20 protein-coding genes are annotated in these 21834 nt (G+C 70.3%); 13 read left to right on the forward strand and 7 right to left on the reverse strand.

Annotated features, from left to right (window positions below):
* Positions 1 to 78 precede the first annotated feature (78 nt).
* The 3 genes from CLV49_RS01965 to CLV49_RS01975 all read left to right on the forward strand — a co-directional run bounded on the left by CLV49_RS01965 (position 79) and on the right by CLV49_RS01975 (position 3168).
* The gene (locus CLV49_RS01965; RefSeq protein ID WP_106562036.1) at positions 79 to 588 is read left to right on the forward strand and encodes a hypothetical protein; all 510 of its coding nucleotides are present in this window, start codon (positions 79 to 81) and stop codon (positions 586 to 588) included.
* 347 nt (positions 589 to 935) lie between these two features.
* Positions 936 to 2555: a DEAD/DEAH box helicase gene (locus CLV49_RS01970; RefSeq protein WP_208019895.1), complete on the forward strand. Its 1620-nt coding sequence runs from the start codon at positions 936 to 938 to the stop codon at positions 2553 to 2555.
* Between the two features lie 118 nt (positions 2556 to 2673).
* Positions 2674 to 3168, forward strand: coding sequence for a GNAT family N-acetyltransferase (locus CLV49_RS01975; RefSeq protein WP_106562038.1), 495 nt, complete (start codon positions 2674 to 2676; stop codon positions 3166 to 3168).
* A 100-nt stretch (positions 3169 to 3268) separates the two neighbouring features.
* Here CLV49_RS01975 and CLV49_RS01980 read toward each other — a convergent pair whose 3' ends face one another.
* The 3 genes from CLV49_RS01980 to CLV49_RS01990 form a co-directional block, all read right to left on the reverse strand.
* Positions 3269 to 4705, reverse strand: coding sequence for a hypothetical protein (locus CLV49_RS01980; protein ID WP_106562039.1), 1437 nt, complete (start codon positions 4703 to 4705; stop codon positions 3269 to 3271).
* A gap of 78 nt (positions 4706 to 4783) precedes the next feature.
* A complete protein-coding gene (locus tag CLV49_RS01985) occupies positions 4784 to 6136 on the reverse strand; it encodes a maltokinase N-terminal cap-like domain-containing protein (RefSeq protein ID WP_106562040.1) in 1353 nt (450 codons plus the stop codon).
* A gap of 100 nt (positions 6137 to 6236) precedes the next feature.
* Positions 6237 to 6824, reverse strand: a complete 588-nt coding sequence (locus CLV49_RS01990) for an NUDIX hydrolase family protein (protein WP_106562041.1) — start codon at positions 6822 to 6824, stop codon at positions 6237 to 6239.
* Between the two features lie 204 nt (positions 6825 to 7028).
* Between CLV49_RS01990 and CLV49_RS01995 the strand changes: the two genes are divergently transcribed.
* The 3 genes from CLV49_RS01995 (at position 7029) to CLV49_RS02005 (ending at position 13392) form a co-directional block, all read left to right on the forward strand.
* On the forward strand, positions 7029 to 7670 hold the full coding sequence (locus tag CLV49_RS01995; protein WP_106562042.1) for an alpha/beta hydrolase: 642 nt from the start codon (positions 7029 to 7031) through the stop codon (positions 7668 to 7670).
* 111 nt (positions 7671 to 7781) lie between these two features.
* Positions 7782 to 12623: an Lhr family ATP-dependent helicase gene (locus tag CLV49_RS02000; RefSeq protein ID WP_106564819.1), complete on the forward strand. Its 4842-nt coding sequence runs from the start codon at positions 7782 to 7784 to the stop codon at positions 12621 to 12623.
* Complete coding sequence (locus CLV49_RS02005) at positions 12616 to 13392, forward strand: DNA-formamidopyrimidine glycosylase family protein (RefSeq protein WP_106564820.1); 777 nt, start codon at positions 12616 to 12618, stop codon at positions 13390 to 13392. The genes CLV49_RS02000 and CLV49_RS02005 overlap by 8 nt, the downstream gene beginning before the upstream one ends.
* 77 nt (positions 13393 to 13469) lie before the next feature.
* Here the strand turns inward: CLV49_RS02005 and CLV49_RS02010 are convergent, their stop codons facing one another.
* Complete coding sequence (locus CLV49_RS02010; RefSeq protein WP_243696755.1) at positions 13470 to 14441, reverse strand: HAD family hydrolase; 972 nt, start codon at positions 14439 to 14441, stop codon at positions 13470 to 13472.
* A 106-nt stretch (positions 14442 to 14547) separates the two neighbouring features.
* Between CLV49_RS02010 and CLV49_RS02015 the strand changes: the two genes are divergently transcribed.
* Positions 14548 to 14931 (forward strand): DUF4190 domain-containing protein, encoded by a 384-nt coding sequence (locus CLV49_RS02015; RefSeq protein ID WP_106562043.1) that lies wholly within the window; start codon positions 14548 to 14550, stop codon positions 14929 to 14931.
* 6 nt (positions 14932 to 14937) lie between these two features.
* Here CLV49_RS02015 and CLV49_RS02020 read toward each other — a convergent pair whose 3' ends face one another.
* The gene (locus CLV49_RS02020) at positions 14938 to 15303 is read right to left on the reverse strand and encodes a DUF7882 family protein (protein WP_106562044.1); all 366 of its coding nucleotides are present in this window, start codon (positions 15301 to 15303) and stop codon (positions 14938 to 14940) included.
* 224 nt (positions 15304 to 15527) lie between these two features.
* Between CLV49_RS02020 and CLV49_RS02025 the strand changes: the two genes are divergently transcribed.
* Positions 15528 to 15884: a hypothetical protein gene (locus CLV49_RS02025; protein ID WP_106562045.1), complete on the forward strand. Its 357-nt coding sequence runs from the start codon at positions 15528 to 15530 to the stop codon at positions 15882 to 15884.
* 29 nt (positions 15885 to 15913) lie between these two features.
* Here the strand turns inward: CLV49_RS02025 and CLV49_RS02030 are convergent, their stop codons facing one another.
* Positions 15914 to 16279, reverse strand: coding sequence for a DUF7882 family protein (locus CLV49_RS02030; RefSeq protein WP_106562046.1), 366 nt, complete (start codon positions 16277 to 16279; stop codon positions 15914 to 15916).
* A gap of 270 nt (positions 16280 to 16549) precedes the next feature.
* Between CLV49_RS02030 and CLV49_RS02035 the strand changes: the two genes are divergently transcribed.
* The 5 genes from CLV49_RS02035 to CLV49_RS02055 all read left to right on the forward strand — a co-directional run bounded on the left by CLV49_RS02035 (position 16550) and on the right by CLV49_RS02055 (position 20139).
* A complete protein-coding gene (locus tag CLV49_RS02035) occupies positions 16550 to 16822 on the forward strand; it encodes a hypothetical protein (RefSeq protein WP_243696756.1) in 273 nt (90 codons plus the stop codon).
* Entirely contained in the window at positions 16819 to 17031 is a 213-nt protein-coding gene (locus CLV49_RS02040) for a DUF2795 domain-containing protein (RefSeq protein ID WP_127054510.1), read from the forward strand. Before CLV49_RS02035 ends, CLV49_RS02040 begins: the two co-directional genes overlap by 4 nt.
* An 83-nt stretch (positions 17032 to 17114) precedes the next feature.
* Positions 17115 to 17453: a DUF7882 family protein gene (locus CLV49_RS02045; protein ID WP_106562048.1), complete on the forward strand. Its 339-nt coding sequence runs from the start codon at positions 17115 to 17117 to the stop codon at positions 17451 to 17453.
* Between the two features lie 130 nt (positions 17454 to 17583).
* Positions 17584 to 19188, forward strand: coding sequence for a sensor histidine kinase (locus CLV49_RS02050; protein ID WP_158261881.1), 1605 nt, complete (start codon positions 17584 to 17586; stop codon positions 19186 to 19188).
* Between the two features lie 63 nt (positions 19189 to 19251).
* Positions 19252 to 20139 carry an oxidoreductase gene (locus tag CLV49_RS02055; protein ID WP_106562050.1) on the forward strand — a complete coding sequence of 296 codons (888 nt, stop codon included), beginning with the start codon at positions 19252 to 19254 and terminating at the stop codon, positions 20137 to 20139.
* A 42-nt stretch (positions 20140 to 20181) separates the two neighbouring features.
* On the opposite strand, the gene CLV49_RS02060 is transcribed toward CLV49_RS02055, so the two are convergent.
* Positions 20182 to 21753, reverse strand: coding sequence for an AMP-binding protein (locus CLV49_RS02060; RefSeq protein WP_106562051.1), 1572 nt, complete (start codon positions 21751 to 21753; stop codon positions 20182 to 20184).
* Positions 21754 to 21834: the final 81 nt, after the last annotated feature.

The following is a 21834-nucleotide window of genomic DNA, read 5'->3' on the forward strand; positions in this document are numbered from 1 at the left end:
CGCGGACACCGCCCCGTTGCGGACCAGGATCGCTGTCAAGGGCGAACACCAGCAGGGCGTCTTCGACATCATGGGGGTATGAGGATCCAGCTCAAGACCGTTCTCGACTGCGAACCCGACGTCGCGTGGCGCGCGCTCCGCTCCCCCGCCGCATTGCGGGAGATCTACGCGCCGCTCATGATGATGGAACCGGAGACGGAGTTCCCGACGATGTGGGACGCCACCACCACGACCGTGGGGCTCTCGCTCGCCGGACTCGTCCCCTCCGGTCGACAGCGGATCGACATCTCCTTCGACGACCACCGGTCCGACGGTGTTCGAATCCTCGTCGACGACGGCGCGCCGCTCACCGGACCCCTCGCCCTGCTGGGCAGCTGGCGCCACCGCATGGCCGTCGCCCCTGCCCCGGGGGACGCCGGGAAGACGCTCTACCGCGACAGGCTCGACATCGGCGGAGCCGTCGCCCCGGCCCTCTGGCTACCGCTGTGGGTCGTCTGGCAGTGGCGGGGATCGCGACTCGCCGAGCTCGCGCCGACGTGGGCGTACGACCCCGAGATCCAGGCCGTCGACGAGGCTCCGACGGCCTGATATCCGTCCGGGACTGCGCCAGCGGCCTCTCGTCGGCTAGACTGGGGTCAACGGCGAACCCATCGACGGGTTCCCTGCGTCGTCTGAACGCTCTTCACATCTCTCACCCGCACGTCCGATGCCTCTCTTGCAGGGGCACATCTCCTCCGGAGAATCGGCGCGGGGAGCGATCCACATGGATCGCGCGGGATCTCTGTTGAACCGTGCGCCGTGGTGGTCACCCACCGCACCGCACCGTTCCAAACGGCGAACGATCGTGCCATGAGGCACCTTCGCCACCTCCCGCACCAGCTCCCTCGTCCGCGAGCGGAGCCGCGCCGTGCGGGCAAATGCCCCGAAAGGCACTTGTGTCCGACATCACCTTCAGCACGCTCGGCGTGCCGGCTCCCCTTCTCACCGTCCTCGCGGCGGATGGCAAGACGGAGCCGTTCCCCATCCAGGCCGACACCCTTCCCGACACGCTCGCCGGCCGTGACGTGCTCGGCCGCGGCAAGACGGGATCCGGCAAGACCATCGCCTTCGCGATCCCCCTCGTCGCCCGTCTCGGCGGGTCGCTCGCCGGCGGCAAGCGTCGCCCCGGCCGCCCCCTGGCTCTGATCCTCGCTCCCACCCGCGAGCTCGCGACCCAGATCGACGCCGTCGTGGCGCCTCTCGCCGCCGCGTACAACCTCACCACCACGACGATCTTCGGCGGCGTGAGCCAGGCCCGCCAGGTCTCCGCTCTCAAGAGCGGCGTCGACATCATCGTGGCGTGCCCCGGCCGCCTCGAGGACCTCATGAAGCAGGGCTTCGTGTCGCTCGACGCCATCGAGATCACCGTGATCGACGAGGCAGACCACATGGCCGACCTCGGGTTCCTCCCCGTCGTCACACGCATCCTCGAGAAGACGCCGGCGAACGGCCAGCGCCTCCTGTTCTCCGCCACGCTCGACAACGGCGTGGACAAGCTCGTCCGGCGCTTCCTGCACGACGAGGTGCTCCACTCCGTCGACGAGGCCAACTCCCCCGTCGCCGCGATGACCCACCACGTGTTCGAGGTGGAGAGCGTCGAGGCCAAGAAGGTCCTCGTCGAGAAGCTCGCCTCCGGCACCGGTCGCCGCATCCTCTTCCTCCGGACGAAGCACCACGCGAAGAAGCTCGCGAAGCAGCTCACCGCGTCGGGCATCCCCGCCGTCGACCTGCACGGGAACCTGTCGCAGCCGCAGCGCGACCGCAACCTCAAGGCGTTCGGCGAGGGCAGCGTCCGCGTGCTCGTCGCGACCGACGTCGCCGCGCGCGGCGTCCACGTCGACGACGTCGAGCTCGTCGTGCACGTCGACCCGCCCATGGAGCACAAGGCGTACCTGCACCGCTCCGGTCGCACAGCGCGAGCGGGCAGCGAGGGCGACGTCGTGACGGTGTCGCTCCCCGCGCAGCGCTCCGACCTCTCCTCGCTCCTGCGCAAGGCGAAGATCTCCGTGAAGCCGACCGTCGTGACGGCCGACTCGCGCGAAGTCACGGCACTCGTCGGAGATGTGGCCGCCTACGTGAAGCCGGCTCCCGAGGAGCGTCGCTCCCAGGGCGGCGGCGGTACCTCGCAGGGCGCCAATGCACGACGCAAGCGCGCGTCCCGCGACGGAGACGCCAGCGGTCGTCAGGGCGGTCGCGGCCAGGGCGGTCGCGACGGTCAGCGCGGTCAGGACGCACGACCGGCCAGGGCTCAGGGCGGCAACGCCGAGGGCGGTCGCGGCCAGGGCGGCGCACGTCGCGGCGGACGCGACGAGTCCGCCGGGCAGCGCCCTGCGCGCGACGCGGCTCCGCGCACGTCCGGCGGTCGTTCCGGCGGCCAGTCGTCCGGCGCAGGCGCCTCCGGTGGCCGCCGCGGCGGTTCCTCGGGTGCGAAGGCGCCGATGCGCGTCGGCAGCCTCGTGGGCGGCCGGTCCTCCGGCACGAGCCGGGGCAACGGCCCCCGCCGCGCCCAGGGCTGACCTCTCACGCACGCACGACCCCATCGCGCGGGCACTCGGAATTCCGGGTGCCCGCGCGATCTCTCTGTCCGCCCGAGCCGGATTTGGGCAGCCAGACGCGCGCGGGTATGGTCAGGCCATGGAGACACAATCCGCCATCGTGAGGCCCGTGCGCGACGTCGATGCCGAGGCCCTCGGCCGCGTCCACGCCACCTGCTGGCACGAGACGTACGACCACCTCGTGAGCTCGGCGACGCTCGCGAACCTCTCGCCGCGACGGATGGCGGAGCTCTGGACGCACTGGATGAACCAGGGCGACGACTTCGTCCAGTACGCCGCGCTCGTCGACGGTGAGATCGTCGGTTTCGCCGGTTGCGGCCCCGCGCGCGACGACGACGCCCCGCGCGAGCGCGAGCTGTACTTCATCTACCTGCTGCACGCCTACCACGGCACGGGCATCGGGCAGCAGCTGTTCGACGCGGCGGTCGGAGCCGATCCGGTGTATCTCTGGGTGGCGGAAGACAACCCCCGGGCGCACGGGTTCTACCGTCGCAACGGCTTCGTCGCCGATGGCGCGGCCCACGACGAACCGTTCCTCGGCGAGACGATCCACGAGGTCCGCCTCACCCGCTGACCCCCGTCCCACCCAGCGGAAACCCCAAAAAGATCGGGATACGGCACGAAATTCCGTGCTGTATCCCGATCTTTTTGGGGTGGGTGGGGGGTGTAGGGGGTCAGTCTCCGTCGAAGCCACCGAGCAGGCCGCCGATGATGAGGCCGCCGAGGACACCGCCCATGATGTCCCCTCCCCCGCCACCGCGTCCGCCGCCGTAGCCTCCTCCATAGCCGCCATAGCCCTGGCGATACTGCTGCTGCTGCATCTGCTCGTACTGCTGCTGCTGGTGCGCCTCGATGTCGCGCTGGCCGAGCGTGACGGCGAGCGCCGCGAGGCTCGCGGCTCGACGCACCTGCGCGAGAGCGGCGACCGCGTCCGGCGCGCTCTCGAGCGTCTCGAGTAGGCGCTCGGCCTCCGCGAGCCGCGTGCGCGCATCCGGGCCGATCGGGCCGCGGTAGCCCGACAGGAAGTCGCGCGCCACACCGATCTGGCGCTCGGCGTCCTCGATCGCGGACCCGAGAGCCGCACGAGCATGGTCGAGCTGCTCCTGCCGCCCGCGTGCATCGGCGGTGACGTCGTCGAGAGCGCTGTTCGCGTCGCGCAGCAGCTCGAGCTCGCCGAGGGGGTCGCGACGTTCGGACGGAGCGGTCACAACGGTCAGGGCATCCTGAGCCCGGGCGATCGCCGACTCGATCGCCGGCCGCGCCGACACGTCCCGGAGGGTACCTGTCAAGCGGCGGGCCTCGACGATGTCGGACTCGGTGTCGGCGATGACGGCCGCGAGGGTCGACTCCGCGCGGAGCGCGTCCACCTCGAAGCGCTCGACGGCCGCGACGAGCTGTCCGGCTCGGTGCACGGCCTCCTCGGCGGTCTGAAGGGGGACCGTCGCCTCGCCGGCGCGCTTCGCTCCGACGCGGTCCTCAGCAACCCCGAGGCTGCGCTCGGCGTAGACGACCAGCTCGCGCGCCTGCGCCGGATTCCGACCGATGGCGCGGAGGGCGTCGTCCGAGTAGCGCTCCCGCAACCGCTCGAGCAGCCTCTCGGACGATTCGATACCCGGCTCCAGTTCGGCGATGCGCGATCGGATGGAGCGCACGGCCGACGGAGCCTGCTGTTCGAGCGAGCGGAGCGAGGTGAATGCGTCGGACTGCTCGGCGAGCGCCTGCTCGGCCGCCGCCGCGAGCTCGATGATGCGCCGGTTCCACTCGCGGCGCTCCTCCACGGTGTCGGGGAACGCGTCCTCGAGCTTCTGCTTGAGTGCGAAGGCCTCACGGAGACGCTCGCGGGACCGCGACAGCGCCCGTGTGAAGTCGGCCGTCGCCGCTTCGCCGAACTCGGCCGCGGCGAAGCCGACCTCGTCCTCGCTCGCCTGGACGCGGTCGTCTGCGTGCACGAGGGCCGAGCCGGCGCGCGTCTCCAGCTCACGGAGCTCGCTCTCGGTGGCGGCGATCCGACGACGGCCGGCACGGCGGACGAGGGCGACGGTGACGCCGACCGCCGCTCCGATCCCGACGACCACGACGAGGAGCGAGATGAGGATTTCGGGAAGACCCATGAGGCGATTCTACGGACGTCGAGTCGTGAGACCGCCGAGATCCTCACCTCGGCCGCGTCCGTCCACCACGTGGAGAGATCAGCCCGCGTTCGGCGTGACGAGCCGGGCGACGGCGGCGAGAGGGATACCGAGCCAGGCCGGCCGGTTCCTGGCCTCGTAGAGCGTCTCGTACACGGCCTTGTCGAGCTCGAAGGCATCGAGGACGACCTGGTGGGAGGCGAGATCCACCCCGGAGCGCCGACCGTACCCCGTGATGAACGCGTCCCGGCCGGCCGCGGCCCATGCGGAGGCGACACTCGCGTCCGAGGAGCCGTCCTGGCCCAGGGACCCCGCCACGTAGTCGAAGGAACGCAGCATCCCGGCCACGTCACGCAGAGCGATATCGGGACGCGAGCGCTCCGACATCGGACGGAGGGGCTCGCCCTCGAAGTCGATGATCACCCAGCCGCGCGCATCGGTCCAGAGGACCTGTCCGAGGTGGAGGTCGCCGTGCACGCGCTGCTGGGCCGGCCACTCCGCGCGCGTCGCCCGCTCGTAGACGGCGTCGATCTCCTCCCGATGCTCGAGGAGAGCAGGCACCTCGTTCGCCGCCATCGCGAGACGCGAGCGCATGAGGGCGACGGCGTCCGCGATGTCGGCCGGCGTCGTCGGAACGGTCGGGAAGACGTCCGCGAGGGTCTCGTGCACCTCCGCGACGGCCTCGCCGAGCTCGGCCGCACGCCCGGTGAAGTCCTCTCCGGATGCCGCGGCTCGGAGAGCGACGCGCCAGGCGTCCTCACTGCCCGGCAGGAACTCCTGCACGGCGGCCAGATGGCCGACGGCGACCCCGTCGGCCCGACCCGGGTCGGGCCACGAGCCGGTGAGCACGCCGAACGAGCGCGGTACACGATCCGACCCGGCGGCGCTAATCCCCGTCTGGAGCGTGACGTCCGGGTTCTCGCCGTGATGGACCAGGCGGAACAGTTTGACGATGACCTGCGGCACGGGTCCGCCGTCGACCTCGACGACGATCGACGTGTTCGACTGCTCGCCTGAGAAGACGTGAGAGGACACCGCCGTTCCCGGATCCGCCGACGGGTGGCCGGTGGCGCTCGCGTCCGCGCCCTCGAGACGCCCGCCCTCCGAGATCGTGCGGAGGAGGAGGTCGACGTAGGCCGGGTCGTGCGGAGCGTCGTAGAGGTAGCGCCCGTCGACCTCGCCGATGAGCGCGGACTGCGCCTCCGGGAGGGGCTGTGCCCGGAAAGCCACGGGCACCTGGTACAGGAGGGGCTCGGCCGCCGCCTCGTCGAGGAGGAGGAAGGTCGCCACGCGCACACCGGGCGTTCCGCCGTCGAGGGTTCCGACGATTCGGAGGGCGGGTTCTGCGCCCTTCGCCTGGTACCAGCGCTGACGCGCCATCCACTGGGCGAGGACGGGGGCTACGACGCTCATGTCGCGACTGTAGCCGTACCTGGTCTCCGAGGAGGAGGGGTGGCGTTCGATGCCGCGACGTGACAGAGGGGTTTCACCGCGCGCCGAGCACCGACGGTGCTCAGCGCAAGCAGCCCACCGAAGCGAGGGCCGAGCGGACGAGGCTGCCCCTGCCGCCCTCCATCTCAGCGGACACCGCGTCGGACGCGGCCTCGTTCGGCGTCATCCAGGTGACCTCGAGGGCGTCCTGGCGCGGTTCGCACGTACCGGTGACCGGAACGACGTAGACGAGGGAGACGGCGTGCTGCCGGTCGTCCGAGAAGAGGGAGACGCCGGGCATGGGGAAGTACTCCGCCACCTGGAAGGGGACGGGAGACGTGGGCAGTTGCGGGAAGGCCATCGGACCGAGGTCCTTCTCGAGGTGCCGGAAGAGAGCCTCCCGGATGGTCTCGCCGTACATGACCCGGCCGGAGACGAGAGTGCGCGTCATCTGCCCGGTCGGGGTCGAGCGCAGAAGCACGCCGACCTCGGTGACCACCCCGAGCCCGTCGACCCGCACGGGGACGGCTTCGACGTAGAGGAGCGGCAGCCGCTGGCGGATCTCGGCGAGCTCGATGTCGCTCAACCAGCCCGGATTCACGGACGGTCGTGACGACGCGTTGGGCTCCTCGGGAACGTCGGGATCAGGATCGGGGGTGCGCACGGCCATGCGGCCATTCTGCCGTGCGCACGAGCACGAGGGTGCACCGACGCCGAGAGTCGTGGAGGAGGGCGCTTCGTCGCGAGACGTCGTCGGTCGTCGGATGCGGCGTCCTGCGACGGCGGACCGTCCCGGACCGACCCGCTGTCGGGGGCCGGACGTACGCTGGTCCTGGAGCTCCAGAGGGCTCACCGCACACCGGGAGGAGCACACGTGAGCGACGTCGTGATCGATGACGAGGCCGTCCTGTGGTCCGCGGGTCCGCGGGACCGCGCGGACAGACCCCTCCTCGTCCTGCTCCACGGCTATGGATCGACGGAGGGCGACCTCTTCCAGCTCGGCACGTCCCTGCCGCTCGAACCCGTGATCGCCTCCCTCCGTGCCCCGTTGGCCGCCCAGTGGCCGCTCATGGGGTGGGCGTGGTACCCGCTTCAGGGTGACTTCCTGCCCGTCGCCGCCGAGGTCGACGCCGCGGCGACGGCCGTCCTCGATTGGATCTCCCGACTCGAGGTGCAACCGACGTCGATCGGTCTCCTCGGCTTCTCGCAGGGAGCCTCCGTCGTGCTCCAGCTGCTCCGCTCGTCCCCCGATCGGTTCGCCTATGCCGTCTCCCTCGCCGGGTTCGTCGCCTCGCGCGACCATGACGGCGATGAGGCGCTCGCCCTCGCGGCGCCTCCGGTGTTCTGGGGCCGTGGCACCCTCGACACGGTGATTCCCGCTGAGGCCGTCCGCCAGACGGGCGAGTGGCTCCCGGCCCACACGACCCTCACCGGCCGCATCTACGAGGGCCTCGCGCACGCGGTGTCCCCCCAGGAGCTCGCCGACGTATCGGCGTTCATCCGGCGCACCGCGTGAGGTTCCCTCGATGTGCGTCCTCCCGCGCGCACCACGCCGTCTGCCCTGCATCGTGAGCGCACTCGCGTCGACCCCGTCCCCGATGTCGGTGGTGTGTGTTTCGATGACACGATGAGCGACATCCTCGACCGGTTCTCTCCCGCCACCCGGGAGTGGTTCGCCGGCGCGTTCGATGCTCCCACCCGGGCCCAGGCGGGCGCGTGGGACGCCATCTCGCGCGGGTCGAACGCCCTCGTCGTCGCTCCCACCGGTTCGGGCAAGACCCTCTCGGCGTTCCTCTGGTCGATCGACCGGTTGATCTCCGGCGGCCCGGCCCCCGCGGCGACCGATCGCCCCGTCGGCACACGCGTCCTCTACATCTCCCCGCTCAAGGCGCTCGGCGTCGACGTGGAACGCAACCTCCGCTCGCCCCTCGTCGGCGTCACGCAGACGGCGAAGCGGCTCGGTATCGATGTGCCGGACATCCGCGTGGGCGTACGCTCCGGCGACACACCGCAAGCGGAACGACGAGCGCTGCTGAAGACCCCGCCCGACATCCTCATCACCACGCCGGAGTCGCTCTTCCTCCTGCTCACTTCCGCCGCACGCGAGACGCTCCGCGATGTGTCGACGGTGATCGTCGACGAGGTCCATGCACTCGCGGGTTCGAAGCGCGGGGCGCATCTGGCCGTATCCCTCGAACGGCTCGACGATCTGCTCGAGAAGCCGGCGCAGCGCATCGGCCTGTCGGCCACCGTCAGACCGCACGAGGAGGTCGCACGATTCCTCTGCGGTCGGGCGCCCGTCGAGATCGTCGCGCCCACGGCCGACAAGAAGTTCGACCTCACCGTCGTGGTGCCCGTCGACGACATGACGGACCCCGGGGCGGGCGACCCGACCCCCACCGGGCCACGGGAGGGGGCGACCTCCGGCACCTTCACGCAGGACGGTGAACGCACCACGTCCATCTGGCCTCACGTGGAGGAGGCGATCGTCGACCGGATCCTCGACCACCGGTCCACGATCGTCTTCGCGAACTCGCGGCGCCTCGCCGAACGCCTCACCGCCCGTTTCAACGAGATCTGGGAGGAGCGCAACGCGCCTCCAGGTGAGCCGGACGACGACGGACCCGGTGCGGTCAGCCGCCCGCCGGCGGCGCTCATGGGAGGCAGCGGCCAGACGAAGGGATCGGCCAGGCCCCAGGGATCTGCGCTTCCGACGGCATCGGCTGACGCGACGAGGACGACGGCGGGCACGGCACTACTCGAACCGGGCGCGTCCACGGAGAGCACGGGCGGACCGCTCGCTCGCGCCCACCACGGCTCCGTCTCGAAGGAGCAGCGCGCCGAGATCGAGGACGCCCTCAAGACGGGTCGCCTTCGCTGCGTCGTGGCCACGTCGAGCCTCGAACTGGGCATCGACATGGGCGACGTCGACCTCGTGGTGCAGGTGGAGACGCCTCCGTCGGTCGCGAGCGGCCTGCAGCGCGTCGGCCGCGCCGGACACCAGGTGGGCGAGATCTCCCGCGGGGTGCTCTTCCCCAAGCACCGCTCCGATCTCGTGAGCACGGCCGTCGCCACCGAGCGCATGGTCACCGGGCAGATCGAACGGCTCTCGGTGCCGGCCAACCCTCTCGACGTCCTCGCACAGCAGACCGTCGCGGTGTGCGCCCTCGACCCGGTCGAGGTCGAGGCGTGGTTCGAGACGGTGAGACGGAGCGCCCCCTTCCGCTCCCTGCCTCGTTCCGCGTTCGAGGCCACCCTCGATCTGCTCGCCGGACGCTACCCGAGCGACGACTTCGCCGAGCTCCGGCCGCGCCTGGTGTGGGACCGCGACGCCGGCACCCTGACGGGCCGCCCGGGTGCCCAGCGACTCGCGGTCACGAGCGGGGGCACCATTCCCGACCGCGGCATGTTCGCGGTGCACATGGTCGGCGGAGACGCGAAGGGTGGCACGCGCGTCGGAGAACTCGACGAGGAGATGGTCTACGAGTCACGCGTCGGCGACGTGTTCGCGCTCGGCGCCACGAGCTGGACCATCCAGGAGATCACGCACGACCGCGTGCTCGTCACACCGGCCTTCGGGCAGCCCGGTCGTCTCCCGTTCTGGAAGGGCGACGGCCTCGGTCGACCGGCCGAGCTCGGTGAGGCCATCGGTGCCTTCATGCGCGAGACCGACGCCGCACCCAAAGCCACGGCGGAACAGCGACTCGCGTCGGCGGGCCTCGACGAGCGCGCGATCGGCAACCTCCTCACCTATCTGGGTGAGCAGAAACGAGCCACGGGACACCTGCCGAGCGATCGGACGCTCGTCGTGGAGCGCAGCAGGGACGAACTCGGCGACTGGCGCGTCATCCTGCATTCCCCGTACGGCATGCACGTGCACGCTCCGTGGGCCCTCGCGGTCGCCGCGCGGGTGCGTGAACGCCTCGGAGTCGACGGAGGCGCCACGGCGAGCGACGACGGGATCATCGTGCGCATCCCCGATACGGACGCCGAGCCGCCCGGGGCGGATCTGTTCGTGATCGAGCCGGACGAGCTCGAGGCGATCGTGCGAGACGAGGTGGGCGGTTCTGCACTGTTCGCCTCGCGTTTCCGGGAGTGCGCGGCCCGTGCCCTGCTCCTGCCGAACCGCCGCCCCGGCTCCCGCGCACCCCTCTGGCAGCAGCGGCAGCGGTCGGCCCAGCTGCTCGACGTGGCGAAGCGGTACCCCGACTTCCCGATCCTTCTCGAGACGGTGCGCGAATGCTTGCAGGACGTCTACGACCTGCCGGCGCTCCTCGACCTCGCGAAGCGCATCGAATCCCGAGCGGTGCGTGTCGTGGAGACCACGACAGACACCCCGTCCCCGTTCGCCGCATCCCTCCTCTTCGGGTACGTCGGCGCCTTCATGTACGAGGGCGACAGCCCCCTCGCCGAACGACGGGCAGCAGCCCTCGCACTCGATCAGGGCATGCTCTCGGAACTCCTCGGGCACGTCGAGCTGCGCGAACTGCTCGACCCCGGGGTGATCGCCCGCACGGAGCTGGAGCTCCAGCGGCTCGCCCCCGAGCGCCGCATGCGCGGCATCGAGGGGGTGGCCGACCTCGTGCGGATGCTCGGCCCCCTCACCGTCGAAGAGGTGGCCGAACGTCTCGAAGGCGACCTGGACGCCGACGTCAGGGAGACGACGACCGACGGCGCCCGGACCGGTGACGGGGCCTCAGACGCGGACGACGACGTCGCTCCTCCCCACGCGACCGTCGAGACGGCCCGTGCACACCTCGCAGAGCTCGAGAAGGCCAGGCGCGTCATCCGGGCATCGTTCGCGGGAGCGGAGTGGTGGTCCGCGATCGAGGACGCTTCCCGTCTGCGAGACGCCCTCGGCGTCCCGCTCCCCATCGGAGTCCCCGTCGCCTTCATCGAGCCCGTCGCCGATCCGCTCGGCGACCTCGTGGCCCGGTACGCGCGCACGCACTCCCCGTTCACCACGGGAGCGGTCGCCCGTCGATTCGGGCTCGGAGCGGCCGTGGCACGACACACCCTCGGCCGCCTCGCCGACGAGCGTCGCGTCCTCAGCGGCGAGTTCCTCACCGCTGCGAGGGACCGCGGCGCGGACGACGACGAATGGTGCGACGCCGAGGTGCTTCGCCGACTGCGCCTCCGCTCGCTCGCGGCACTGCGGCACGAGGTGGAGCCCGTCGATCAGCAGACCTTCGCGCGATTCCTCCCCGACTGGCAGCACGTCTCGGGCTCCCTTCGCGGGGTGGACGGCGTCCTCACGGTGATCGAGCAGCTCGCCGGCGTTCCCGTTCCCGCATCCGCGTGGGAATCCCTCGTCCTCCCCCAGCGCGTGCGCGACTACTCGCCGGGAATGCTCGACGAGCTCACCGCGACGGGAGAGGTCTCCTGGTCGGGCGCCGGATCCTTGGCCGGCAACGACGGCTGGGTCGCTCTCCACCCCGCCGACGCCGCCCCCGTGACGCTCCCGATCGCACGCGACGATCATGAGCCCGACGCGCTGCAGCGCGAGGTCCTCCTCGCGCTCGGCACGGGTGGCGCGTACTTCTTCTCCCAGCTCGCCGAGAGCACGGGATCGGACGATGACAAGGCACTCGTCGCAGCCATCTGGGAGCTCGTGTGGGCAGGGCTCATCACGAACGACACGTTCAGCCCTCTCCGGACGCTCACGGGGGGTGGCGGCTCGCACCGCAGCGCCCGGGCAACACCGCGCTCCCGCACCTACCGCGGCCGTGGGTACGCGCGCCCCACGATGACCACCCGCGTCGCGGGCGCCGGGAGCGGAGGCCAGCGACTGGGCGGGCGGTGGTCGATCCTCCCCCTCGCCGAGAGCGATCCCACGATCCGCGCTGCCGCTACGGCCGAGATCCTCCTCGACCGCTACGGCATCGTGACACGCGGCTCGGTGTCCACGGAAGGCGTGCCCGGCGGCTTCGCCCTGGCATACAAGGTGTTGAGCGGATTCGAGGAGAAGGGCAGGGCCCGCCGCGGGTACATCATCGACGGCCTCGGCGCCGCGCAGTTCTCCACCTCCGGCACCGTCGACCGGGTGCGGACGTTCGTGCGCTCGGAGCCACGCGGCGAGCGCCCCGGTGAGAAGCTGACCGCCGTGACGCTCGCGGCCACCGATCCGGCGAACCCCTACGGTTCAGCCCTCCCGTGGCCGAGTGCCGACACCACGGGCACCAAGCACCGCCCGGGGCGGAAGGCCGGAGGGCTCGTGACGATGGTGGACGGGGAGCTCGTGTTCTACCTCGAGCGAGGCGGCTCATCGCTCCTCGTGTTCACGGAGGACGAGAAACTCGTGGCCGACGCCGCGGTGTCTCTCGCCGGCGTCGTACGCGACGGCCGCATCGAGAAGCTCGCCGTCGAGAACGTCAACGGCGACTTCGTCCTCGGGAGCAGGCTCGCCCTGCCGCTACGCGAAGCCGGTTTCTCCGAGACGCCGCGTGGACTCCGGATCCGTCGTGCCTGAGGGCGACACCGTCTACCGCACGGCCGCCCAGCTGCACCGCGCGCTGGCCGAGGACACCGTCACCCGGTGGGACCTGAGGGTCCCGTCGTTCGCCACGTCCGACCTGCGCGGCGAGGAGATCCACGAGGTCGTCAGCCGTGGCAAGCACATCCTGCACCGCGTGGGTGATTTCACGTTGCACACCCACCTCAAGATGGAGGGGTCTTGGCATCTCTACCGTCCGGGCTCGCGGTGGCGTCGCCCCGACCACACGGTCCGCGCCGTCGTGGGAACCGAGTCGTGGATCGGCGTGGGATTCGATCTCGGCGTCACCGAGCTGATCCCCCGCGACCGGGAGGACGACGTAGTCGGACACCTCGGTCCCGACCTGCTCGGCCCGGATTGGAACGCCGTCGAGGCGGTCGACCGTCTCTCCTCCGATCCGGCGAAGCCTCTCGCTGTCGCTTTGCTCGACCAGCGCAACCTGGCCGGAGTGGGCAATGTGTTCGCCAACGAGATCTGCTTCCTCCGTGGCGCGCTCCCCACGCGTCCCGTCGGCGACGTCGATGTCGTGCGCACCGTGGACCTCGCACATCGGCTGCTGCAGGCCAACCGGGACCGCGCCGAACGCACCACCACGGGAGACACGAGGCCCGGCCGACAGGTGTGGGTGTACGGGCGCGACGGCACGCCATGCCGTCGCTGCGGCACCCGGATCGAACGCGGCGAACTCGGAGCGGATGAGCTCTCCCTGCGCGTCACGTACTGGTGTCCGTACTGCCAGACGTGAACTCCGTACTGCAAGCAGCGAACTCCGGCTACCGGACGTGAACCCAGGCGTCGGGGCCGAGCGGGCCGTCGCCGCCCTCAGGCGCTCGCGGCAGCCTGACCGTCAGGCACGCCGTCCGCACCCCACCCGTCCGCGTCGGTGATCCGCCGCCAGCGCTCGAGGAAGACGGCCGCCGCATCGTCGTGGACGAGATCGCCGTCCGCCACGAGCACGGGATACTGCGTCTCGGGGACACCATCGGCCGGTCGGACGTCCACATGGGCGACGGAATACCCGTTCGCGTGCAGCCAATCCGCCATCGCGTAGTCGGTCCGGGAATCCCCCATCGTGCGCCACACGGCGGGGATCTCGAGGCCGTGCTCGCGGGCGAGGAGGATCGCCCGCTGCGCCCCGAGGTCCTTGCCGAGTGCGGGGTGCTCGATGTCGGTCGAGATGATCGTGGGGTCGATCCGCACCGTGACCGTTCCGGCCCGTCCGACGTCGACGACCTCCCGCCGTTCCACACCGCCACCGCTCTCGAGGACACGTCGGAAGACGTCCTCGTCGAACAGCGCTTGAGCGGCGTGATAGTCGGCCCTGGCCGCGTCGACGATCTGCTCGACCGAGATCATCGCGAGCTTGTGGCGGTCGAAGAACATCGTGTCGGCGTAATGCTCGGCCACGCGGAGTTCGACCCATCGCTCGAGCGACGGGTCCATCGCGAGCGCCTCATCCACCTCCGCCTCGTCCTGGCTGTCCGCGTCGAAGCCGAACCACACGGCGCCCTTCTCGCAGACGGCCCAGAGGCGGTGTCCGCTCTCGAGTCCAGCGGCCCGCACGACGGGGACGACGACCTCGCTGATGAACGCGGCAGCCCGCCCCGTGTTGAAGACGACGAGGGCTCCGCTGTTCGCGAGGGCCGCGAGATCGCGCGCGATGCTCTCGAGCCGGATGGTCCGCGTGTCCGGGCTGGCGATCGGCCCGTCGACGTCGAGCAGGAGGGCGACGGGTGGACGTGTGCCCCCGCGGGTCTCGGCGGGAAGGGGAGGCATGTCGTCGCGGGTGCTCACCCGCCCATGCTACGGGCGGCGCCCGTCGTCCGCGGAAGGGGACCCCCTACCGCCGGACGAGTCCGGATGGCTACAGTGACGGAGAATCCGAACCGAAAGGCACCACATGAGCGAGCAGTACCCCCCGGCGTCCTCCCAGCCCGGCGGAGCACCGCAGTACTCCGGAGGCCCGCAGTACGGCGGCACCCCGAACGGCCCCGTCCCGGGCAGGACCCTCGGCATCGTCGGCCTGATCCTGGCCTTCCTCCTCTCTCCGGTCGGCCTCGTCCTGAGCATCGTCGCGATGGTGCAGTCGCGGAAGGCCGGCGCGAAGAACGGCTTCGCGCTCGCCGGAATCATCATCGGCATCATCGGCACGATCATCATCATCGTGTCGATCATTGCGATCGCGGCCCTCGCCGGTGCGGCCGGTGAGGCCTTCAACGAGGTCTGCGGCCAGCTCGGCTCCGGCGTGCACGAGCAGGACGGCATCACGTTCACCTGCCCGTAGCGCGGGCTACCACGCGCGTCCGCCCGCTCGGGCGGACGGACGCGCGTCGGCGGTTCTCACGACAGGCCGCGGTCCGTGCACCGAGTCCGTGTGCGTCGTCAGATCGAGGCCATGCACGGAGAACGACTCGGTCATCATCGACTCCAGCCACTCGTGGTCGAGCGCGGGGACGCGGTTCCCCGCGTAGGAGAACACGAGGTCGCTCATCGCGCTGATCCAGAGCGACTCGGAGCGGATCTCGCGGTTCGTCGACGGCAGCGTCAGAAGGAAGCTCTCCCGTCTCCGCAGCTTCTGCGTGATGACGACGCTCACGTGGACGAGCGTCCGATCGTCGACCGTGATGTCCCGCTGCCCGTATGTCAGTGTCCCCATGGCGTCCCCTCTCATCCCTTACAGCCGGTGTCCGCACGGCGGCGCCGTGTGCATCGACCACCCCAGCCTGACCGCATCGACGACGGCACGTCCCCGGGCTTGACGTATCGGCGTCCGCGCCGGAGCATGACGTCCCGCTGGATGCGGTCCCGCCGCCCATGCACGACCGATGAGCTCGCCGAACGGGGTTGACTCCCCCGCGAACGCCCGCGTTGACTGGCGGCATGCAGCGCATCTTCTACAGCAACGACTCGGTCGTCACGGGGACGGAGATCGCGAAGACCCTTCTCGAATACGCCGCGGCGCTCGCGCGGAACGTGAGCTCAGCCACGGTCACCATCCCCGTGCGTCGCGAGGACGGGGCGATCACCCGCGCCACCCTCCTCATCGGTCCCGCGAGCCAACTCATCGCGGAGGACGAGGAAGACGCCGGGGAGGAGCTGCAGGACGACATCCTCGTCGCCAAGATGAAGGCGTCGACCGCCGCGTTGGGTGCGCCTCGCGCCGTCTCGGCCCGGGCCGCCGCCACGACGGCTGACGAGATCGCGGTGAACGTCAACGACGACCTCTCGACCCTCTGAGGACCGTTTGGTCCCGATCGATCTCGGTGTCAGGAACGGCGCCCCACCGAGTGCGCCCGCTCGCGCGGGTCGTCTCCCCTGCCCTCCTCATCGGCCGATGACGAGGGTTCGGGCACCTCGTCGAGGTTGAGGCCTCTGACCGAGTGCGAGGCCTCGAGGAGCCGACTGAGCCACTCGGCGTTCAGACCAGCCGACGCCTTCGGCAGGCGGAAGTGGAGCATCGAGCCCTCGTGCACCCAGACCGACCGCCGGCCGGAACCCTGTTCCGCCGGATAGCTCCACGTCAGCAGGAACGCCTCCCCCCGACGGAGCTTCTGACCCACCACGAAGCGGAGGTGCTCGACGAGACGGTCCTCGAGGAAGAAGTCGTCCTTCCCGACGATCAGATGGGCCACGACACACCGCTCAGACGAGAGGGGCGGACCCGGGCGGGAGGGGATGGACAGGACAAGCGGACAGCGTTCGGCACGCCCTCCACGCTAGACACGAACTCCGACGGACGATCCGAGGCTTGACACGCGGCATCGCGTCTGGTCCGAGGGGCCTGGCGGACCGAGATCTTCCACCTGAACGGGCGCTTAACAGCGTCGCAACGTCGTGTCAAGTCGGGGACAGGCTCCCGTCGGGTGTACCAGGCTGGACACAGCAGAGAGAAGGGGGCCGGTATGAGCAACGTTGCGATGCCGATTCGACGGATCGACAGGGAACTGGAGACGATCGCCCTCACGGACACGTCGTGGCGTGTCTGTGACGCGTCCCTCCCGGACGACGACGGGACACGGCTCCTCGCTTACGTCGAGCAGGTCGACGATCATATCGAGACCCTGTGGATGTGGCCGCTCGTCGGCGAGTGCACCAGGTTCGACTCCCTCGACACGGCGCTGGGCGCCATCCTCGACCGTCTGACCGCTCGCCGCGTGCTCCCGGAGGCGTCGTGACCACCGCGCCGCACATGGATTCGATGCGACGGCTCGGCGACCTCGCCGCCGTGCTCGACACCATCACCTTTCCCGCAGCCCGCGAGGATCTGCTGCTGCACGCCATCGCTTCGCACGCGACCCCGACCCTGATCGGCGATCTGCGCGCTCTCGCCGAGTCGTGGTTCGAGGACGCGGCCGACGTTCGGGAAGCCCTCTCGCGGCTCTGATCCCGTGCCCGCCGCGGCCGGGGAGCGGTAGGGTGGCGGCACCCCGTCGCACCGTCGGTGCCCATTGCGTCAAGGAGCCACCCATGGGAAAACTCGTCTACGGCGATTCGGACATCGACATCGACATCGACGACCGCTCGCTCGCCCACCTGCAGATCGTGATCGGCAACAAGCTCCGTCGCGGGGAGAGCTTCTTCTTCTCGTGGAAGGATGATCCGGCCGTCGGCGATGGACGATCCGCCATCTGGCTCGATCGAGGCATCCCTTTGTACTTCAAGTTCTCCGGCGGACGGGCGCCGGCGATCAACCGGGAGTGGATCGAGGCGCTGACCGACTCGGCGAATAGCGGCACGGGTCTCGTGTTCACGGAGGAGCCCGGGCACGCCGTCGGGCAGACGTCGACCCTGCGCGGCCACGTCTGATCCTCCCGCCGGGCGAGAGCGTCGCCCGGCGATCGATCTCCTCCCGTTCGTCCGGCGCGCCACGGCGGCGACGCAGCGGTGATCGGGAATGCTCGAAGCTGCGGACGACATCCGCCGGAAGGAGTCGACGATGGCCGCATCGGCAGTGCTCATCCGTCGTCGCGACGTCTTCTGGCGTGGTCAGGCACCCTTCGTCTTCGGAACCGTCGTCCTCGTCGGCTTCGTGCTGATCGGCGTCCCCTCGGCGATCGGTGACGCGTTCTTCCTCCTCGGGCTCGGCGTCACCGCCCTGGCCACCGCCTCCATCGCGATCGTGCCGTGGAACCAGCTGCCCTCGAACGCGCTCATCGCGATCCCCCTGTCGGACATCGTCGCCGTCGCGTTCCTCAGAGAATCGCTCTATGCCGCGCTCCCGTCGACCGGTCTCCTCATCGTCTTCCCCGTGATGTGGCTCTCGTACCGTTTCCCCGTGAGCGCCATCCCCCTCTCCGCGATCGGTGCCCTCTACGTGACGGCATTGCCGATCCTCGCCGGCAGGCCGGCACCGGCGACGGGTCGCGACTGGGCCTCCCTCTTCCTCCTCCCGGCCCTCATCACGATCGTGGCCGTGACGGTGCATGCGGCAGCCCGGCTCCTCCGGGCTACCCGCGCCGAAGCCCGTCGTGTGCTGAACGAGGCTGAACAGGCGAACGCGCTCGCGCTCACCGTGGCCAACTCGGTGGACGCCGCCATCGTGCACTTCCTGCCGGACGGCTCCGTCGGCATGCGGAATCAGGCCACGTTCGCTCAGGCCGAGATCGCCGAGTACGACAAAGCGTCGAAGAGCGCGCTCGCTGCGTACGAGGCAGACCGACGCACTCCACTCCGCCGCGAGGACCAGCCGATCTACCGGGCACTCCGCGGAGAGGAGTTCCGTGGACTCCTCTACTGGATCGGACGACCCGGAAACCAGCATGCGATCGTCGCGAACTCCGTCGGAGTGCACACCGACGACGGCGCGTTCCTCGGAACGGTCCTCGTCGGCCACGACGTGACGGACCTCGCGAACGCCATCTCCGTGCGTGAGGAGTTCCTCGTCGCCGTGTCGCACGAACTGCGCACACCGCTCACCTCCATCATCGGCTACCTCGACATCCTCTCGGACGCCCACGACCTCGATGCCCTCGGGATCCGTCGCGAAGTCTCGACCATCCAACGCAACGCCGACCAGCTCCACGCGATCATCTCCGACCTGCTCACGTCCAACGCGAGCGAGATCCGTGTGAGACCCGGCCCGGTCGACCTCGCCCATGTCGTCCGCGAGTGCGCGGAGGCCGTGGCGCCCCGCGCCCACGTCCTCGGGATCGACGTCGAGGTCGACGCACCCGAGCGCTTCGACGCCGATGCCGACGCGAGCCGTATCGGCCAGGTCATCGACAACCTGCTGTCGAACGGCTTGAAGTACACCCCTCGCGGCGGCCGCGTCTCCCTCTCTCTCGTCCCGGGCGACACCGAGTTCTCCATCGTCGTCACGGACACGGGGATCGGGATCTCACAGAGCGATCAGCGGCAGCTCTTCGACCGCTTCTTCCGAGCGCAGGAGGTACGGGACCAGGCGACGCAGGGACTCGGACTCGGTCTGTCGATCGTCCGGACGATCGTCGACGCGCACCACGGACGCATCGACGTCGAGAGCCTGCCGGGGAAGGGGTCGCGCTTCACGGTGACGCTCCCTCTGCATCAGAGGCGTCGCTGATCCGCGCCCTGCGTGTTCGTCCACCCCCAGCCCGCGTCCATAGCCGCCGCCTACAGTGGCGCAATGACCACGTGGAACATTCGGGATATCCCAGCTCAGGGCGGCAGGACCGTCATCGTGACCGGCGGCAACAGTGGACTCGGACGGGCGACGGCCGCGGGACTGGCTGCGGCCGACGCGCATGTCGTTCTCGCGGTGCGCGACACGGAGCGGGGACGGGAGGCCGCGGCCTCGATCCGCGGAAAGGTCGACGTCCGCGAACTGGACCTGGCCGACCTCTCCTCCGTCCGGCGTTTCGCCGACGAGTGGGATGGACCCGTCGACGTGCTCGTCAACAACGCCGGCGTGATGCTGCAGCCGCAGTCGACGACGGTCGACGGCTTCGAGCTGCACTTCGGCACCAACCACCTCGGACACTTCGCTCTGACGAACCTCCTCCTGCCGCACATCACGGACCGTGTCGTGACGGTGTCCTCGAGCGCACATCGCATGGGGACCATCGACCTCGCCGACCTCAACTGGCGCAATCGGCCGTATAAGGGCTGGGCCGTCTACGGCCAGTCGAAGCTCGCGAACCTCCTCTTCACGCTCGAGCTCGAGCGCCGACTGGAGGCCGACGGCTCGCGGGTGCGCTCGCACGCCGCCCACCCCGGTTTCGCCTCCACGAACCTCGCCGGACGCTCGGGGCACGCGATCGCGGACCGCGCGATGGGGGTCGTGACGAAGGTCGTCGCCCAGTCCGACCGGATGGGGGCGCTCCCCACCCTGTTCGCCGCCGTCGAGGATCTCCCGGGCGCGAGCTTCGTCGGGCCGGACGGCTTCGGCGAGCAGCGCGGGTACCCGACTCTCGTCGGACGCACGGCCGCCGCGAGCGACGTCGACATGGCGAAGCGCCTGTGGGCCGCATCCGAGCAGCTCACGGGGGTCGTGTACCCGCGACCGAGCGCCTGACACCTGTGCGGATCGGGGCGGCCGAGCGGCCGCCCCGATCGGTCAGCCCCTGAGGTCCTTCCGCAGGATCTTGCCGGACGCCGACTTCGGCACGGTCTCGATGAACTCGACGGCCCGTACCTTCTTGTGGGGCGCGACGTGCTCGGCGACGAAGGCCTCGACGGTGGCGGCGTCGAGTGCTGCACCCTCCCGCTGCACGACGAAGGCCTTTGGGATCTCCTGACCGTCCGCGTCGGGCGCCCCCACCACGGCGGCGTCCACGATGTCCGGGTGGGTGAGGAGCAGGGCCTCGAGTTCCGCCGGCGCCACCTGGTAGCCCTTGTACTTGATGAGCTCCTTGAGCCGGTCGACGATGTAGAACTCGCCCTGGGCACCCACCGTGCCGATGTCGCCCGTGTGGAGCCAGCCCTCCTCGTCGACCGTCTCGCGTGTGGCGTCCTCACGACCCAGGTACCCGAGCATGACCTGCGGACCGCGCACCCACACCTCACCGGGCTCACTGATGCCCTCCGTCGGCACGTCGATGTCTGCACCGGTCTCGATGTCGACGAGCCGCACCTCGGTGTTGGCGACGGGGACGCCGATGGAGCCGAGGGAGAGATCGTCGCGATCGGGTCGGCCGGCGTGGGTGACGGGACTCGCCTCGCTCATGCCGTACCCCTGCCGGACGCGCGCGCCGACCCGTTCGGCGACGGCGCCCATGAGGCCGGCGTCGGCCGGGGCGGCCCCGGAGAAGATCGCCCGAACGGTGCCGAGGTCGTACTCCGCGACGAGGGGGTGCTTCGCGAGAGCGACGGCGATCGGCGGAGCGATGAAGAGGTACGTGCAGCCGTGGGTCTGGATGAGTTCGAGGAAGCGTGCGAGATCGAAGCGCGGCATGGTCACGAGCGTCGCGCGCCGCTTGAGGGCGATGTCGAGGAGCACCGTCATGCCGTAGATGTGGAAGAACGGCAGGACGGCGAGGACGACGTCCGTCGACTCGACGTCGAGCAGCGGGTACGTCTGCACCACGTTCGCCACGAGGTTCCGGTGACTGAGGCGAACGCCCTTCGGGTATCCCGTGGTCCCCGACGAGTACGGCATGACGGCCACGTGGGTCGCGGGATCGATGTCGACGACGGGAGCATCGTGTCCCTCGCCGAGGAGGTCCGCGAGACCAGCGTGTCCGTCCCGTCCGTCGAGCACGACCACGCGCTCGGGAGAGAGACCGACGGCGGCCGCCGCGGCGAGCGCCGGCTCGGCGAGCGCGCCGACCGTGAAGAGGAACACGGCTCCGGAGTCGCGCAGTTGCGTCTCGATCTCCTCCGCCGTGTACAGCGCGTTCACGGTCGTCGCCGTCGCGCCCGAGCGCAGGATCCCGTGGAAGACCGTCGCGAAGGCCGGGATGTTCGGACTGTGGAGCGCGACGACGTCCCCCGTGCCGATGGCGCGAGCCGCGAGCGCACCGGCGAGCGACTCGATCCCCCGCCGCAGATCGCCGAAAATCGTCTCGGCACCGCTCGTGCCGTCGACGATCGCGGTGCGACCCGCGTCGTCCTCGCTCAGGTCGGCGAACAGGAAGTCGAAGACGCTCACATCCGGAATCGTCTCGTCGGGGTATGGACTGGTGATCACGTCGATCTCCTTCGATCGGTGGCGGCATCGCTGCCCTCATCCTCGTCGTTCGCAGCGGAACGCGAAAGGGAGGGGCCGATC

Origin of the sequence: Labedella gwakjiensis, from assembly GCF_003014675.1 — a bacterium.
GTDB lineage: Bacteria > Actinomycetota > Actinomycetes > Actinomycetales > Microbacteriaceae > Labedella > Labedella gwakjiensis.